Annotated in this window: 17 protein-coding genes; 10 read left to right on the top strand and 7 right to left on the bottom strand. The window is 32.4% G+C overall.

Annotated elements, in window-relative coordinates; translation table 11 throughout:
• Positions 1-10: 10 nt before the first annotated feature.
• Entirely contained in the window at positions 11-841 is an 831-nt protein-coding gene (locus AAGG74_RS14710; protein WP_429675967.1) for a hypothetical protein, read from the bottom strand.
• Positions 842-1077: 236 nt separating this feature from the next.
• Here AAGG74_RS14710 and AAGG74_RS14705 point away from each other — a divergent pair, with 236 nt between their 5' ends.
• The 3 genes from AAGG74_RS14705 (at position 1078) to AAGG74_RS14695 (ending at position 5122) form a co-directional block, all read left to right on the top strand.
• Complete coding sequence (locus AAGG74_RS14705; protein WP_429675966.1) at positions 1078-3504, top strand: transglycosylase domain-containing protein; 2427 nt, start codon at positions 1078-1080, stop codon at positions 3502-3504.
• Positions 3505-3654: 150 nt separating this feature from the next.
• Positions 3655-4044 carry a hypothetical protein gene (locus tag AAGG74_RS14700; protein ID WP_429675965.1) on the top strand — a complete coding sequence of 130 codons (390 nt, stop codon included), beginning with the start codon at positions 3655-3657 and terminating at the stop codon, positions 4042-4044.
• A gap of 28 nt (positions 4045-4072) precedes the next feature.
• Positions 4073-5122 carry a M23 family metallopeptidase gene (locus tag AAGG74_RS14695; protein ID WP_429675964.1) on the top strand — a complete coding sequence of 350 codons (1050 nt, stop codon included), beginning with the start codon at positions 4073-4075 and terminating at the stop codon, positions 5120-5122.
• 97 nt (positions 5123-5219) lie between these two features.
• Here the strand turns inward: AAGG74_RS14695 and AAGG74_RS14690 are convergent, their stop codons facing one another.
• Entirely contained in the window at positions 5220-5996 is a 777-nt protein-coding gene (locus tag AAGG74_RS14690) for an RNA-guided endonuclease TnpB family protein (RefSeq protein ID WP_429675963.1), read from the bottom strand.
• A gap of 386 nt (positions 5997-6382) precedes the next feature.
• Here AAGG74_RS14690 and AAGG74_RS14685 point away from each other — a divergent pair, with 386 nt between their 5' ends.
• The 6 genes from AAGG74_RS14685 (at position 6383) to rnhB (ending at position 12176) form a co-directional block, all read left to right on the top strand.
• A complete protein-coding gene (locus AAGG74_RS14685; RefSeq protein WP_429675962.1) occupies positions 6383-7837 on the top strand; it encodes a PhoH family protein in 1455 nt (484 codons plus the stop codon).
• A 7-nt stretch (positions 7838-7844) separates the two neighbouring features.
• A complete protein-coding gene (locus AAGG74_RS14680) occupies positions 7845-8309 on the top strand; it encodes a hypothetical protein (RefSeq protein WP_429675961.1) in 465 nt (154 codons plus the stop codon).
• Positions 8310-8347: 38 nt separating this feature from the next.
• On the top strand, positions 8348-9391 hold the full coding sequence (locus AAGG74_RS14675) for a type IV pilus twitching motility protein PilT (protein WP_429675960.1): 1044 nt from the start codon (positions 8348-8350) through the stop codon (positions 9389-9391).
• A gap of 87 nt (positions 9392-9478) precedes the next feature.
• Complete coding sequence (locus tag AAGG74_RS14670) at positions 9479-9865, top strand: hypothetical protein (RefSeq protein ID WP_429675959.1); 387 nt, start codon at positions 9479-9481, stop codon at positions 9863-9865.
• A gap of 118 nt (positions 9866-9983) precedes the next feature.
• Entirely contained in the window at positions 9984-11264 is a 1281-nt protein-coding gene (gene glnA / locus AAGG74_RS14665; RefSeq protein WP_429675958.1) for a type I glutamate--ammonia ligase, read from the top strand.
• 282 nt (positions 11265-11546) lie between these two features.
• Positions 11547-12176: a ribonuclease HII gene (rnhB, locus tag AAGG74_RS14660; protein ID WP_429675957.1), complete on the top strand. Its 630-nt coding sequence runs from the start codon at positions 11547-11549 to the stop codon at positions 12174-12176.
• A 12-nt stretch (positions 12177-12188) separates the two neighbouring features.
• On the opposite strand, the gene AAGG74_RS14655 is transcribed toward rnhB, so the two are convergent.
• Positions 12189-13055 (bottom strand): S8 family serine peptidase, encoded by an 867-nt coding sequence (locus AAGG74_RS14655; RefSeq protein WP_429675956.1) that lies wholly within the window; start codon positions 13053-13055, stop codon positions 12189-12191.
• A 111-nt stretch (positions 13056-13166) separates the two neighbouring features.
• Positions 13167-13871: a S1C family serine protease gene (locus AAGG74_RS14650; protein WP_429675955.1), complete on the bottom strand. Its 705-nt coding sequence runs from the start codon at positions 13869-13871 to the stop codon at positions 13167-13169.
• 80 nt (positions 13872-13951) lie between these two features.
• Between AAGG74_RS14650 and AAGG74_RS14645 the strand changes: the two genes are divergently transcribed.
• The gene (locus AAGG74_RS14645) at positions 13952-14422 is read left to right on the top strand and encodes a VanZ family protein (protein WP_429675954.1); all 471 of its coding nucleotides are present in this window, start codon (positions 13952-13954) and stop codon (positions 14420-14422) included.
• An 11-nt stretch (positions 14423-14433) separates the two neighbouring features.
• Here the strand turns inward: AAGG74_RS14645 and AAGG74_RS14640 are convergent, their stop codons facing one another.
• The 3 genes from AAGG74_RS14640 to AAGG74_RS14630 are packed head-to-tail and all read right to left on the bottom strand — an operon-like array spanning position 14434 to position 17976.
• Positions 14434-16428, bottom strand: coding sequence for an HD family phosphohydrolase (locus AAGG74_RS14640; RefSeq protein ID WP_429675953.1), 1995 nt, complete (start codon positions 16426-16428; stop codon positions 14434-14436).
• Between the two features lie 47 nt (positions 16429-16475).
• Positions 16476-16913 (bottom strand): hypothetical protein, encoded by a 438-nt coding sequence (locus tag AAGG74_RS14635; protein ID WP_429675952.1) that lies wholly within the window; start codon positions 16911-16913, stop codon positions 16476-16478.
• Positions 16900-17976: a glycosyltransferase family 4 protein gene (locus tag AAGG74_RS14630; protein ID WP_429675951.1), complete on the bottom strand. Its 1077-nt coding sequence runs from the start codon at positions 17974-17976 to the stop codon at positions 16900-16902. Before AAGG74_RS14630 ends, AAGG74_RS14635 begins: the two co-directional genes overlap by 14 nt.

The following is a 17976-nucleotide window of genomic DNA, read 5'->3' as shown; positions in this document are numbered from 1 at the left end:
TACTTTTTTATTAAGACAAGACTAGAGAAGATTTATGTTCAATGTATTTGTATTTTCTCAATCTTTTGGAAGACGAGTCGATAGGAATATTTAATTCGTTAAAAAACTCAACGTCTGAGTTACTTTCTAAACGAAAAATATAAGTATTATCAATTAATCTTTTCAAGGATTTAGGGAAGTTTTCTGTTTTATTGAAAGAAAAGATCATATTATTTTTTTCAAAATCAAATATTTGAGAGAACAAAAACAAATGGCCATCTCTCCAAAGGTAGTTTATATTGTCTGAAACAACAGTAATAGAAGGAAACTTTTGTTGGAGGCGATTTAAGAGGAGGAAGGATAAAACCCTAGTAGAAACACTATGTAATCCTTCTGTTTTAACCACTACAATATCATTGTGTTCAATTTTTTCAATTTCCTTTTCGAGGGTCTGAGTTTGCTTAGACTTTTTAAAACTCAAATATCTTCTAGATTCTTTTGCCTTCATATTTTCGTTTTGATCCCATCCATTAGTGGCTCTTTTAATAGATTCGTCAATTAAATTATGCATTTTGTAATTCGACCAATTATCGGAGCTAGAATAATCCTTCAATACTTCTTCGCTTCGAACTTTTAAAAATTGGCTATATTGAATTAAACCGGCATTTATTGCTATCGAATCTTTATAATCCATCAATGAAAGAAATGGATCTATAAGCCCTAGGTTAATAGATTTGGTTTTAATATCATCATAATCATTTTTAAAATCTAAGAGTATCACGGGTTCATTTTTGTTCTGAACTATTTCTTTTATAAATGTTGTTTTACCCATTTTAGTTTTGCCAACCAATAAATCTATCAATTCAGTACACCTCTTTTTAAATAACCTTCTTTTTTCTTCAGAATTATATTGTTATTTCAAATAAATAAACAATAGAAGAAAATATTTTTTTAGAGGTATCTAATATTTTTATCAAAAATATGTATAGATTAAAATTCCGATAAGTTCTGGTTCACAAATTTTAAAATGCGTGGTGATTGTTTTGATAACAGAAAGCAAGTTTCCTTAATTTTTTTATACCTGGAGGAATTGAATAAATGAGTATACGAAATACAATTAACAATGTATTTAAAGCATTGCTAATTTCGTTTATTGTCGCTTTTTTAGTGGCATTACTTACGGGATTAATTGTGAACCAAAGATTCGCTTCAATTAAATTAGATGAAGAAAAACTAAAAATTGAACCAAAACCAACAAGGATTTATGATGCATCTGGGAATAAGATGGCTGAGTTTGAAAGAGATAGAAAGGAAATGACACCATATAGTGAAATACCTACGGAAGTTGTTGAAGCAATTGTTTCAACTGAAGACAGAGAATTCTTTAATCATTCAGGAATGAATATTAGAGCTGTTTTTAGGGCTCTGCTAATTGATATACGTTCTGGTTCTTTTGAACAAGGCGGAAGTACAATTACGCAGCAATTAGTAAAAAGAATCTACTTGAATCCGGGGAAAACTCTAGATCGTAAATTACAAGAAGCTGTTTATTCAGCTGCTATTGAGAAGGAATATTCTAAGCAAGAAATTTTAGCTTATTATTTAAATCATATTTATTATGGTGAAAGAGCGTACGGAATTAAGAATGCCATTGAAACATACTTTGGGCAATCATTGGATGAATTTAAGAGCCAAGATAGAATTGATTTAATAGCCAAATCTGCTCTAATTGCTGGAATTCCTAACGCACCGAGTCTAATGGATCCTTATTTAAATAAAGATCAGGCTCTACAAAGAAGGAATACAGTTTTAACTAATATGTATGTGGAAGGTTATATCACAAGAGAAGAATATGAGGCGGCTAAGAAAAAAGACTTTTTAACACTTGGGAAACCAAAAGTAGCTGAATCCGAAAAAATAAATTATCCGGAATATGTAACATATGTTCTTTCAGAAGCAAGTGAAAAGTTAAATTTACCAGTTGAAGATGTAATGTATTCGGGTTTAACGCTATATACTAGTTTTGAGCCAGATATTTATAAATCAATGAGAAAACATATGTCAAACAGCAAACTTTATCCAAGCAATCCTGCTGGGGATAGAGCTAAAGTAGAAGGGGCTTCTGTTTTTCTAAACCCTCAAAACGGAGAAATTTATGCACTTTCTGGTTCTAGAGAAGAAGTGAAGACATTCCTAACATTCAATAGAGCATATCAAGCAAAACGCGGACCAGGTTCTGCTTTTAAACCTTTGATAGATTATGGACCGGCCTTAGAAACAGGAAAATACTCACCGTACTCAACTGTTCATTGTACAGGGAATTTTGGTTGGGTTGTAAAAGATCACGGCTGTGGAGGAAGTAAAACAATGGCTGAGGCGCTTCGCGTTTCGAATAACGGACCAGCTGTATGGATGCTACAAAAAGTAGGAATTCAGTATGCGAGAGATTATGTAGCTAAGCTTGGAATTGAATTGGATGATAGTGATGTTTATTTACCAATTGCTTTAGGTGGTTTAAAATACGGCGTCACACCTCTTGAATTGGCTGATGCTTATCAAGCTTTTGCAAATGGTGGTAAAAGGGCAGAGGCTCATACCATTAGACGGATTGTTAACCATATTGACGAAATCATTTATGAACCGGATAAGCCGGTCCAAGTAATATCGGAAAAGGCTGCTGGACAAATGAAAAGTATGTTAAGAAGTGTTGTGACTAACGGTACAGGTTCAAATGCAAATGTTCCTGGTTATTATATTGCTGGTAAAACGGGTACTAACGAGAATGCAAGCGGAAGAGGAAATAAAGATATTTGGTTTGTTGGATTCACATCCAACTTAGTGGGAGTTGTCTGGCAAGGTTTCGACAATACAGATTCTGGACATTATATTCCTAGTGGGCAAACATCTTATATTGCCGCAAAAATGTTTGGCAAGATAGCAAAGGATGCTTTGGGCATTTTACCAAAAGTTAGCCAAAGTGAAGAAAAGGTTAAAACTGAAACTAAGAAAATTTCTCTTGTGCTTTACAGAAATACAGAAGGAAATCAAGTAACAATTAAATGGGATGACAAATCGGGATTGAAATATGAAGTTTATCGAAACAACAAAATCATCGGAGATAGTTTAGACGGAGCTTATACTGATAATGATGTAGAACCAGAACAAACCTACACTTATAAAGTTATTGGATATGATGAAAAAACAGGAGAAAAAGTGGTTGAAAGCTCAGAATCATCTATTAAACTTCCAAAGGTTGTAAAAAAAGACGAAGAGAAAACAAATGATCCAAATGATACTGGAGAACCAAATGATTCCGGTGATAACACGGGAGATAACAAAGAAAAAACAACAGAGGATAATACAAACAAAGAAAAAAATAATAATGGAGAAAATAAGCAAAATCAAGATGATTCGCCACCAAACAGCGAAAAAGAAGAAACAAAAAACGATAACAAGAATACAGATAAAAACTCTTCGAGTACCAATAACGAACAAGATTCTGATGATGAAAAAAACAATCAATAAACATCATAGAATATCAATTTAAAAGGCCCAAGGCACAACCTTGGGTCTTTTTTTTGTGAGTTTGGAAGATAAATGAAAGGAATAACCAAGAAAAAATAAAGAAGGGTTCTTTTTTACGAAGTTTAAATAAAAAAATATGAGGAGGATAATATGAAAAAAAGTATTGATTTATTAAAACAATGGCACATTGAAGATGAAAAAACCGATTCCTTTCAATCAATTACCCCACTAAATGATGTAAATGGTCTTTTTAGTATTAAAAAAGTGAGCGTTGATTTAGAAAGAGATCAATCGGAGTTCATCGTAAATTTACAAAAAGAGTGTATAAATAATTTCCCTATAGATGAGAAGGGCTCTGGAAGGTATTTTTTTAAAGCGGGGAAAGCAATTTTAGAGTTGTTTATATACATAGAAAATAACAGAATGTCAATAGAGCCATACCTCTTATATAACGATGATGAAATCGGAAATGATTTGCAGAGAATATTACACAAGGAATATATCATTTTCTGTTTGTTAAAAAAATGGAGACTTCAATGAAATTTTCAACTAGAGGGTAGGTGTTTATATGAAAAGAACTGTTGCTGTCATTATATTAATCTATGCCATTATATACTCGGTTTATCCTAATCAAAGTAAGATTCAAATAAATGAACAATCAAAAGCAAAAGAATCTGTCGCAAACATAAAATTATCATATCAGAATGGAAAAGTTATATTGGATAACTTTAAAGAAGATGATGATGAAAGATTTTGGGGTACGTTAAATAACTTGAGATATATGGTTTACAAAAACATAAATGATTATATTTATGTTAATGGTGAATTTTATCCTGTAAATGGAGAATGGAACAACGGGAAATTTTATTTGCCAGAAAAGAGTGTTACCGAATTATTTAGTTTAGAAGGAAAAAGGGGACAATACCACTCAACAAACAAGATAGTGGTAAATGGCATTTGCCAGAATATAAATCAGAATGCAAATAAAAAAACTGTATTAAATGTCCTAAACAATCCGAGTATCCCAATTGAACACGCTAAAATAACAAAACAAGAAGGGCAATTACCTGGTGCAAGCAGAGAATATAGAAACGGAAAACACGAAGGTTTTGATTGGTATGCAGGAGCTATTGGAATTGAAATAACAAGAAAAACACTTGTTCACCCAATCTTTGATGGAAGAATAGTTAGAATAGATAAGGATTTTACTGAATTAAAACCTACATACAGACAAAAATTACTGAATCAAGCTTCCAAAGAAAAAAACACTTCACAAGAAACGCTAGATAAATTGAGAGGGAGACAAGTTTGGATTCAAAGTGATAATGGCATACTTGTACATTATGCTCATTTAAGTAGTGTTAATGAAGATTTAAATGTAGGCGATAAAGTGACTGAAACAGATTGGATTGCTCACGTAGGGAATTCGGGGACTAGTAATGGAGCATTAGGTACTGATGATGATCTTCATTTACATTCTGATATTCTTGTTTGTGGGAAGAATTTTTGGGAATACGGTGAACTTAATGATATGAATAACTCTGTAATTGCTATTTTTGATAAGGTGTCAAAAAATAAAACTTTGTCACAAGAAAGAATGAAAAATAACACAGAGTAAGTTTGATTGAACTACTCGGCACTAAAGTACCGAGATTCCTGAGAACACCAGACTTAGCCAATCGGTTTTCCTTTGGCCATAGGTTTTAGTTATTTTATCAGGCTACACCGTTGATTCCACCGGCAATAAGTCTTAAACCTTCGTTTTTTATATTCATTGCAGCGTTGATATCACGGTCGTGAGCACAGCCACAATTATTACAAGTCCAGGTCCTGATGTTAAGTGGTTTCGGTCCATCTTGATGGCCACAGTTGTTACAAATCTGGCTAGAAGGAAACCATCTGTCAATTTTGATGATTGTTTTCCCGTACCAGTCAGCTTTATAGGTAATCATTGAGACAAACTCACTCCAAGAGACATCAGAAATAGCTTTAGACAACTTTCGGTTCTTTAACATACCTTCGGTATGTAAATCTTCGATCACAATCACGTCGTGGTTTTTGACGAGATCAGTAGATAATTTATGTAAGAAGTCTTGGCGTTGGTTTTTTACTTTCTCGTGAAGACGAGCTACTTTTATTTTTTGCTTCTGATAATTCTTAGCATCGATTAACTTGATGTTCTTTTTCTTAGCTAATAGTGCTCGATTCTGCTTTTTAAAGAAGCGAGTAAAACTATCACTTAAAAAACGAACAGAGCTCTGAAGCGCGGTAGAATCAATTTCCTTTAACCAAATGTATGTATTTTTCAACTGAGGCAATTGATTCGCACAAGCATTATAAGAAAGTCCTTTCCCGGTTTTCTCATACGTTTGATTCCACTCGTGCAGAAAATGGTTAAAGAGAAAACGGCAAGAACCGAAGGTTTTATGTATTAAGATCTGTTGTTCTTTTGTGGGGTAGATTCGAAATTTGTAAGCAAGGTGTCTGAGCAAGTTCTTCACCTCCATTCATTTGTTTTTTAGAAACATACGTTCTGATTATAGCAAACGTTATTTCCTTTTCAAAGCAAAAGACCGTTCGGCATTCATCCCACGACTGAAGTCACGGGTGATCTGCCGAACTATCATAAATTATATGAATATAAATTTCATTTTATAAAAGATAAAAGCTGCGACTCTTTAATTAAAGTTGCGGCTTTTCTATATTAACTTTGTGGACGTCGTTGGTGATAATAATTCGAGTATATTCTGAAGTGTTAAGTTTTTAAGCCTTCTAATGAACTAACACAACTTGCATAGTTATAAGGGTCTAACAGAACAAAGGGTTAACCTAAAAAATTTATAAAATTATTATTAGACACTTGAGAGGGGCTGTATTTTTGGAGAATTATGTTCTAGATACTAACGTAATATTAAACGATGCAAGTTCGATTTATAAATTTGGTGAAGCAAATGTAATAATCCCTGCTGTCGTATTAGAAGAAGTAAATAACAAAAAGGGAAGACCGGATATAGTTGGGAAAAATGCTAGAGACTTTTCTCGTTTTTATATGAAGCTTAGAGAACAGTTTACAGAAAAAGGGCTATCTAATAGTGTAACTCTTCAAAATGGCGGAACTTTCAGAGTTGAACTTAATCATAATTTTAACAATGATATACAAAAAATTTTCGGTGAAATGAATAACGATAATAAAATTTTATCTGTTGCTATTAATTTGGCTTTAGAAGATCCAAACAATAATTATAAGTTGGTATCAAATGATTCATTAATGATTGCTAAAGCAGATTCCTTAAGATTAAAACTCAATGATGGGTTAAAGAACTTTGATGCCGATGTATATGATAATGATAGATTGGTTGAAAATATTGAATCAATTCACAAAGGTTATCACGAACTGTTTATTAATGATGTGTTGTTTAATGAACTTTATAGAAATAAAAACATTAGAATTGAAGATTTTGTTGAAGGTGTATATAAAGAAAATGATGAGAACATTTTAGATAAAATAGGTAAGGAAATTTTCATTGGTGATTTCATCGTGTGCAAACATCCTCTATCTAATCAAACTTTTATCGGACGTTTAGTCATTCAAGAAGGAAAACAAATAATAAGACAGATTAATATTGACGGGCCTACCTCAGTAAAAGGAATTGAACCAAAAAACTTAGGACAAAAAATGTTTTTGGACCTATTATTAGACAAAGAAACCAGTTTAATTTGTTGTATTGGAAAAGCAGGTACGGGTAAGACTCTTGAAGCTTTAGCTGCTGGTTTGCACCAAGTAGAAGAGCTATCTCGATACGATAATTTATTAGTGGCAAGACCAATCGTTGAAATGGGTAATGGGCTAGGGTTTCTTCCAGGAGAATTAGAAGATAAATTAAGACCTTGGATGCAACCGATTTATGACAATCTGGAATACATCTATACAAAAAACTCGAAAAATAAAGCGTCAGATAAAAAAGATAGAAAGAATACAATAGAAGATCGTAAAAATATTGATGCAATCGTTGCTGAATTACCGCACCTTCAAATTGAGGCTCTTACATATATCCGAGGTAGAAGTATTCCCAATCAATTTATTATTATTGATGAAGCGCAGAACTTAACAAGTCACGAGGTTAAAACAATTATTACTCGTGCAGCTGAGGGTACAAAAATTGTATTAGTAGGTGATCCAGAACAAATTGATAACAAATTTATTGATTCGGTGAGTAATGGATTGACATTTGTTACAGAAAGAATGAAAGCAGAACCTTATGTAGGTGTAATTAAATTAGAAAAATCCGAAAGATCCGCTCTAGCCGAAAGAGCCACTGAGTTGCTTAAATAAGGTTTGTATGGACAAGGCGATATCACAAATCGAAGTTTTAGTTGGCAATGTACTATCGGACTATTCTTTTGTGGACAAGAACAGAATTAGTTTTTGGATCAAAAAAGGGGATTATCTAAATAGTGAAGTGGAAATTATGTTCGAGGAAGCGGAAATTAATTATGATTTGAAATATTTCTTAGAAAAAGAAGATAATGAACTTTTAAAATTACACGAAATTTTTGTTTTTCTGCACGAAATCAGCCATATTATTATTTTGGAAAAGATTAGAACAAAAAAGGGATCTAAAGCTGTACAAAATTATATTGATGATTATAACAATAGTAATGAAAATTTAAATAAGATGATCAAGGAATCAAATTGGAATGACGAAAAGTCTCAAGAGGAATATGAAAAGATTAAGTTTGAAAAACAAACAAATGAGCTTGCTTTGAAATTATATAATCGTTATGTGCGTATCGCTTCTTCTTAAGAAGCGGTTCTTTTTTGTACTCTGGGAGTGAGATAAATATGCCAACAATTAAAAAGACTCTTGATGAACCTAAAAATATATTTGAAGAGCTGTTAAGAAGAATGATTGAATTGGGGGCTAGTGATTTACACTTAGTTCATAACAATCCAGTAACATACAGAATAGATAAAGAAATAGTAAAAACAAAAGAGTTTATTAAAGGTAATGATATTTTTAAAATGCTTAATGAAGCTAAAGCGATTGATGATTACCACATTAATAACTTCCACGAATTAAAATCGGCTAACTTTGCTGTATCATACTCAGGTATACGATTTAGAGGTAACTTGTCACAAGCAAGAGGGGAATATACCTGTGTTTTAAGAAGATTAAGTGATAAAGCTATACCATTAGGGGAAATTGGATTGCCTGAGCAAGTAATTAGAAGTATTCAGAAAGACACAGGATTAATACTTGTAACAGGGCCGACCGGTAGTGGTAAAACAACAACTCTTACATCGCTAATCGATTTTATCAATGAAACAAATCCTATTCATATAGCCACTGCTGAAGATCCAGTTGAGTTTGTGCACAAACCAAAAAAAGCTATAATTACACAAAGGGAAGTGGGATATGATACGCCAAGTTTTGCAGCGGCACTTAAAGATGTTTTGCGAAGAGACCCGGATGTAATTTTAATTGGTGAGATGCGAGATATAGAAACAATTGAAAATGCATTGATAGCTTCTGGAACAGGTCATTTAGTTTTTGGTACTTTACACACAAACACTTGCGCTGATTCTATTGATCGTTTTGTAAATGTTTTCCCTGTAATGCAACAACAAAATATAAGATCGCAATTAGCCTCGAATATACGGATGATTATCAATCAACGTCTTATTCCGAAAAAAGGTGGAGGAATAGTCCCCGCATATGAAGTTTTATTTCCTAATAAGGAAATTAAACAAGCTATTAAACAAAATCGAATAGATGAAATTGAAGACCTTATGAGGAAATATAAAGACGAAGGCAACATATTGTTGATTGATGCAGTGAATGAATTGAAGGAAAAAGATTTACTTGACGAAAGTATATATTATTAATGTAAGTTTACAAAACAACAAAATATTAGCACAGAATACTTTATAAAACCTCCGAAATCCATATAAGAGATACAGGAGGTGGTTGTATTGAGTTCAGAGTACATAAAAGAATTAGCTGAGATATACGAACAATTCGAGGAAAAAAGAACACAAATTAAGGCACTTCAAGATGAGGTAAAAGATCTAAAAAAACTGATGATGGATATAATGAAGGATAAAGGGGTAGACTCAGCAATTGTTTCCGGTTTGGATGATGACGCCGTTGAATTGCTTATAGCTGTTGTTGAAAGAGAAGTTATTGACAAAAAACTTATAGCTGAAAAACTGGGTATCAAACCGAGTGAACTTAGTAAAATTGAGAAGTGGGTAGAATATACTCGTGATGGAAAGATAACTCCTGAAATGCTGGAAGAAGCTAAGTTCATTGAAGAAAGGGAACAGTTTTCTGCCAAACCGGTAAGAGAAGAAGAGTAGAAATACTCTTCTTTTTGTGATGTTAATTTTCCTAACATCACAAAAAGGATTTCTCCAAAAAATGAAAAAATTATTAATAGAAAATTTCAAACAAATAACATAAGGGAGACTTCCAAATATGAAAAACATTCAAGAGCAACTCAAAAAAATAGACTTTATTCGATTAGTTTTTACTGATATTAACGGAAATATGAAAAATGTTGAATTATCAAGTTCTCAGGCAAGCAGGGTTTTAGAGGGAGAAGCAATGTTTGATGGTTCATCAATTAAAGGTTTCTCTAGAATTGAAGAAAGTGATATGTACTTAATGCCAGATCTAGAAACATTCAAGGTGATGCCTTGGAAATTAGAGAATGACAAAAAAGTGGGTGTTATTTTCTGCAATAGTTACACAACTGAAAGAAAGCCTTTTGCTGGAGATCCAAGAAATGTTCTGAAAAGAACTCTCGAAAAAGCGAAAAAAATGGGTTATGAAGTAAATGTGGGTCCAGAACCAGAATTTTTCTTGTTGAATGAAGATGGTTCTCCAAATGATAATGGTGGTTATTTTGATTTAGCTCCTGTTGATACAGGGAACAACACTAGAAGAGACATTGTTTTAACTTTAGAAGAGTTGGGTTTCACAGTTGAGGCAGCTCATCACGAAGTTGCTCAAGGTCAACACGAAGTTGACTTTAAATATGATGAAGCTTTAAAAACAGCTGATAATATTCAATTATTTAAATATGTTGTTCAAAATGTGGCAAAACAACACGGCTTAAAAGCAACGTTTATGCCGAAACCATTCCAAGGAATTAATGGTTCAGGGATGCATTGTAATATTTCCTTATTTAAGGACGGAAAAAATGTATTTGCTGGGGAAAATAGAGAACTATCTGAAGTTGCTAAACATTTTATTGCAGGAGTTTTAAAGAACGCTCGATCTATTGCAGCAATTACAAATCCAACGGTAAACTCATATAAAAGAATTGTTCCAGGATATGAAGCTCCAGTTTACGTAGCGTGGTCAGGGAGTAATCGAAGCTGTATGATTAGAATTCCAGCGGCTAGAGGAAATTCAACTAGAGTAGAAGTTCGAAATCCGGATCCGGCTGCAAATCCATACCTTGCTTTGGCAGTACTTATCGAAGCAGGACTTAGAGGCATTGAAGAAAAAGGCCAAGCTCCAGAAGAAGAAAAACATAATTTATTTGCTCTTGGATACGAGGAAGTAGAAAAACTAGGTATTCATTCACTTCCAGCAAACTTACACGAAGCAATTGAAGAAGTAAAGAAAAGTAATTTGGTAAGAGATGTTTTTGGTGAAGAACTATTCAACAACTTCGTTAATGAGAAAGAGAAAGAATGGGACGAATATAGACTTAGTATTTCTAATTGGGAAATTAAACGTTATCAATAAATTAAGGTCGCTGCTTTTTAGCGGCCTTTTTTTAAGGAAATTTTTTTTGAGTTTATAACTAAATAGGGGAGGGAGGGGATTGAAATAGAAACTTTAATGACAATAGGATTAATTGTGTTAGGTATCTTAGGTATTATATTTTTAGTTATCGGCTCTATAATGTTATCTGTGCTCACTGTTTTTGCAATTAAATTATATAAGTTTACTAAAAAACAAAAACACATTTTTGATGTTGTAGACAGAATAACATCTTTTAAACTCTTTAAAAAGTGAGGATTAAATTTGAAAAATTTAGATATTGAAAATTCATTGCGCATAAAGGGGTTCAAAAATATTGCTTGTATTGACGAGTGTGGAAGAGGACCTTTTGCTGGAGATGTGGTGGCGGCTGCTGTGATTATGCCAGGAGATGTACAAATTGAGTATTTAACAGATTCTAAAGCGTTATCGAAAGTTAAAATGGCCAAATTAGAACCTGAGATTAAAAACGTAGCAATTGATTATTCAATCGGGATAGCAACTGTTGAAGAAATAGACGTACTTAATATTAAACAAGCTACGAGATTAGCAATGAAAAGAGCAGTAGAAGGGTTAAATACTAAACCAGATTATTTATTAATTGATGGCCAAGAGGTTATAGATTTGCCGATCGAGCAGGAATCCATAATAAAAGGAGACTTAAAATGCCACGGTATTTCTGCTGCTTCAGTTCTAGGAAAAATGTTTAGAGACAATAAAATGAAAGAATTGGACAAGGAATACGACGGGGTTTATGGATGGGCCAGAAACGCTGGCTATATAAACAATAAGCATATAGAAGCGTGTGTCAAGTATGGTTTGACAAAGCACCATAGAAAATCTTGGTCTACATATCAGAAAGTACTAGATGAAATAAAAAATAAAGCTAACTAGTCTAGGTTAGCTTTATTTTTTATTAAGCGGATTTTTGTTAACAATAAATGAATCAACTATTAAAGAAAACTCATCCAACGAAACATTATTATTAGTTTCAAAATAGTAATAATAGTCTTTGCCTTGAATAATTGCTCGAGGTTGTAATGTATCTTCCTTCTTCATTATCCACTTGACTACTGTGAGATCATTTCTTTGATATTCATCCATTTCTCCGTCTAAAGTAAATCCTTGAGTTTCCTCAGTTTGAATTAATTTATTTGTTACATCTTCGTATAAATCTAAAGGAGATTTTTTTAATTTATACTTAAGGTTTTTGTCTTCATTTTGGAAGGTGATTTCTCCATCCTTTTCTATATTCCATTTAGAAGGATATAAATAAGAGTGAGTCCCGTCTTGAGAATAAAAAACGTTCGCTGGCTTATTGTAAATGCTGAGGGCTTCGTCGAAAACTTTATTATTCTCAATATCTGTGTTATTAAAATACGATTTATTCTCATCAGAATCGGCTTTTTCGTTTAAGACTGCCAAGGATACCTCTTTCTTCTTGTTTAGGTTTTCCACTAAAGATAAGACCTCTTGGGTAGTCATTTTTTTGTTTATTTTGATATGATAATTTTGAATGTCGGGCAATTTATCAATAATTTCTCCATCAAAATCAGAAATCACTTCTTTTACTTCCTTTTCAGAAACACCATCTTTAAAAACCACAATAAGTTCTTTGGTGTTGTACTGATTATTTAGATTTTCCAAAGCTTCTTTTGTTTGTTCAGATGATATATTTGATTTTTCAGGAATGTACCTTTTATACAAAAAATAAGATAAAGATAAGATAAAAATCAAAATCAAAACTATCCAAAAGTAAATTTGTTTTTTCATAAAAACCTCCTAAGAGTTGCTTGTTGTCTGGTTAACTATCTTGTTAATAAATTATTAGACAAAGATGCGAAAATTCTTTTATAAATAGGTGATTAATAATTGTTTGGGCTTTTAAAGTTTTTTTAAATGTTTTAAGATTGTTTTAGAGGGGAGAGCGAAAGAAATTCCTTCTGAGTCTTCTAACATTGAAGATACCACTCCGATAACCTCGCCTTTATTGTTCAATAAGGGGCCTCCGCTATTACCTGGATTTACATTAATGTTTGTTTGTATAAGCAACTCGTCAAAATCTCCGTCTACAAAGGCAACATTTCTATCGATATTGGAAATAACCCCGTCACTAAACGAAAATAAAAAATCATAAGGGTTACCAATGGTATAAACTGGCTGTCCAATTGAATTATTATCTATGTTATAGTTTAGGCTTAAAGGCTTAATATCGACATTGCGATTTAATTTAAGGAATGCAATATCATCATCTTTGTTAGAATAGATCAATTTCGACTTATATTTTGTTTGGTCTTTGCTGGACAAATAATAATATTCTTTTTTAGAAGATACAACGTGTTGATTGGTGACAATGTAAATGTCACCCTTATATTTTATGGCGAATCCAGTTCCGCTGACATTTGAAGCCGTTTTGTTTTCAAGGTATATGGCGAATATTGAAGGCATTATTTTTTCAGGTGAGAATTTTTCATTAGATGTGGTGATGATACTATTCGACGGAATTAGAGGCGTTATGTTCTCGCTTGTCAGGGTTAATCCGATGGATAAGACGGTTAAAATCCCAAATTTTAAATAAAAATGTTTCAAAAAAACACCACCTTTCGATAAACGAACATACTTATTTCAATAATGAAAATCAATGAAAAGAAATAAAAAAAGGGGATTTTATGAGAGTTATAGCATTGGTTATTGTAATTTTGATCACATATTTGTCTAACACGCCCCATCTATCGGTCTTGGATGTTAATACGTGGTTTAATTCTGGAAAATATGAAAACATTAGATTTAGTGATATTGTGAGTAAGAACACATTGTTTTTGGATCCTTGGGAAAAAACATATGATTTGGATTTTTATCTACATAAATTAGGGCATTTTTCTTTTTATGGTTTTTTAGCTATTTTTCTTTTTTGGAGAAGCAGCAGTTATAGAAAAGCTCTACTTAAATTATTATTAATCGTTGGTTTTGCTTTTACGGATGAGGTGCATCAGTATTTCGTAGTAGGAAGAAGCGGAAGGTTAATGGATGTATTGTTCGACTTATTTAGCGTTTCTATTTTTCTTTTAATATTAAGTATTAGTGGAAACCTAAAAACACAAAAAAATAAAATCGAGAATAACAAAAAAACAGAGGTATAAACTCTGTTTTTTTAGTTTTCGACTTTATCTGTTATATATTTGACTCGTTGATGGTGGGTTGCATAGATAGATGAAGTAAACTCTTCAATACATATTTCTATATCACCTGTGCTCAATTCACAGTCTTTAAGAGCGCCTTGCTTAACTTTTTTATATATGAATTCTCTAATTTCTTTTTCTAAGTCCTCGCTGTTATTGAAAGTAAGTGAACGAGAATAAGCTTCCGTGGAGTCGGCCAGTAACAATATACCTTGTTCTTTCGTTTTAGGAGTTGGCGTTTTATATTTAAAGTCTTCAATAGATGCTTCTGGGCCGGCCTTTTGAAAGAAATGATACAATACCGAATCACCGTGATGTGAATAAATAACGTCTATTACTTCTTCAGGGATATTATGTTTTCTACATAATTCTACACTCCTTTTAGGGTGCTCTAAAATTATTTTAGCACTCTCCAATGGAGGAATTTTATCGTGGATATTGTTATCCGGATGTGAGTTCTCAATGAAATATTCAGGATGATCTATTTTCCCTAAATCGTGATACAAAGCTGCCACTTTTAATAACAAGGTGTTTGTTCCGATTCTATTTGAGGCGGAAGAACATAAATGTCCTACATTCCTAGAGTGATCATATGTTCCTTTAGCCTTTCTGTATAACTCCTCAAGTATTGGATGATCATAACGATTTAATTCTGTTAATTTATATATTGTTGCCATACCTAACGCATTTTCAATTAAAGGAATTAAACCGTTGGCTATTATGCCGGATAAAATACCTGAAAAGACAATGACGATAGAATCATTTAAAGTAATACTTTGATCGTACGAATAAAACAAGATAATATGAGAAGCCCCGACAATTACTCCTAGAACTGTTCCTGTTTTAATTGCGTCGGTAAATTTTCTAAAATCGTGATATAAAAACGAAAGGCTTATACCAACTATAAGGCTAATAAGCATATACACATAGTCATCGCCATTAACTACAAACCCGACAAAAATAGAAGCAGCAATTACAAATTTTCTTCCCCAAAAAACAGCGAATACAATCAGAGATGTTATAAAGGGGATTAAGAACCAAAATGCTCCGTGTAAAAATTGAGAAGTAAGAGAGACAATAGCAATTAACAAAAAAGTAAAAATGTATTTCCTCATCGATTTCATTTGTTCGGTTAAGAATCTAGCACAATAAAGGTGGAACAAAATTGTAAATAATAAGATTATTGGATAATGACTAAGAAAATCTGACCATTTGAAAGTTTTATTAATTAAATCTAATGCTTCGAACTTTTGGATCTGTTCCTGGTTGATCTTATCGTCTTTACGAGCAATAATTTCTCCCTTGGTTATTTTCTTGTAAACCGGGGTTATTGCATCTAATGTTTTTTGTTTTTGTTTTTCTGTTTCATCTTTATTGAGAACTTCGTTAACTTTTAAACTTGTACTAATTTTGGGAACTAATTTTTCTCTAATTGTGGAACTGAATAAATAGAGGCTTGAATCTTTTGTAAATTCATCTTGAAATTGTTTAAGATTCCCGTCTCTAACTCCAGATTCGTAAATGTTTTTTATCTTGTTTTCCAAGTATTCCTCTGATCTGGTTAATTCATCTTCAGAAAGCCGCATTACGTTTTGCAATTCATCCTTTGATAAATTATAAGGATTAGATATTTTGCTAACAACATCGGTAGTCGAGTCTTTTTTGGATTGGGTTTTCGCATCAATTATTGTGTTAAAAAAATTTTTGAGACTAGATGTTTGTCTATCAGACACGGTTAAATCTCTATCATAAACGTTTTTGATATCCTTTAACGCCTCATCTTTTAGATCTTGAGTTGCTTCTTTATCTATATATGTTATTGATTTTGGCGCGACAATATCGTTCTGAACAATACTATCAAGTTTTACATTGGTGTAAAAAAAGTTTGCTGGTTGTGATGAAAATAGAATGACAAGAGAGAAAATAAAGAGTGCTATAATATGTGGAATAGTAAGCAGTTTTTTCAACTAAACACCGCCCTTAAAAAAAGTGAAGAGAGAGGAAAATACCTCTCTCATTTTTTGTAATATTTTATTATTTCTCCGTTACTTAGTGTATAAGAAAAATCTTTTATTTTCTTATCTAATTCTTTTATAGAATGTCCTTTTTTAGGGATAGAAATCGTTTCGCCTAGAGAGAGTGTAGAACCTGATTCAGATAAAAAGAAAGTATTTACTCCATTCCCAGTATTCTGCGTAACTGAACGAGTACCTACTAATTTCTTTAATTCTGAGTTATTAGGTGTAAACTCAATACTTAAATAAGAATCATCTTTTCTCTCGTTATTAATAGTGAATCCATAATACAAACCGTATGTGTCTCCTAAATCGTCTACCTTAGTATATGTTTTAATGTGTATTCCTGCTAAATCGTTTTTTTTTGATGTTGAGTTACATCCACTCATCGAAGAAAAAATAATGATTATAAGCAATAAAAAACTAATTTTTTTCACTTATTTTCCTCCTGAGTTTAGGAAACATTCCAATTTTCTTTGCGAAAATTTGGAACCCGGCGAGATAAACTAATAACAAAACGACACTTAGTTCAACAGCAATTTTTATAGAAACAAATGCTCCAATTGAAAAAAACAAACAAAAAGAATAAATAATCCACACCGTAGTTCTGTGACTAAAGCCCAAACTTAACAAACAGTGGTGAAGGTGGGACTTATCTGGCTGGAATATTGGTTGTTTGTTTAATTTTCTTCTAACGATCGCATAAATCGTATCCGAAATTGGAATAAAGAAAATCATTATCGGGGTAATAAAAGAGACGACTGCTACTTGTTTTAATTCTAGAACAGAAACAACTGCCATAAAGAATCCGATAAATAAAGAACCAGAATCGCCCAAAAATACTTTTGCGGGGTGTGAATTGAAAAATAGAAAGCCAAACAAGGTGCCACTTAGGATTAATGAAAGGAAAGCAACTATTACATTTCCTAAAGATAGTGCAACAAAAAAGAAAGTTAAAGATGAAATTCCTGCAACGCCACTTGCAAGACCATCAAGACCATCAATAAGATTGAAAGCATTAGTTATACCTACAATCCAAAGCACTGTTATTGGTATAGATAACAAACCTAATTGAATAGGGTGATCAAAGAAAGGGAGGTGAACGCTATGTATGGAATATACGAAGACAGAAAAATAGATGGCTATTAGAGTTTGGACCACAAATTTCAATTTGGCCGGAAGATTGAATTTGTCGTCAGTTATTCCTAATGAAAATATCAAAACACAACAAACTAAAAAGTGTATGAATACAGGGTTTGTAAATGGGTTGAAAATTAGTTCAGATAATATATATGATACAAAGAAGGCTATAAAGACACCAATACCGCCTGATCTAGGCATAATTTTTTTATGGACCTTACGTTTATCTGGGAAATCGACTATACCTAACTTCAAACCAATTTTGATTGCTAAAGGAGTAGTAATTAAGGCCAGGAAGAAAGAAACAATAAAAATTGTAATGAACGGCGTCATATTGATTGTTTTCAACGTTTCGATCAT

The sequence above is a fragment of the Bacillus mexicanus genome, from assembly GCF_050445615.1.
In the GTDB taxonomy this organism is placed as follows: Bacteria; Bacillota; Bacilli; order Bacillales; family Bacillaceae; genus Bacillus; species Bacillus mexicanus.
Note: the sequence above shows the minus strand (reverse complement) of the source record. Positions and strands in the feature narration are given on the sequence as shown.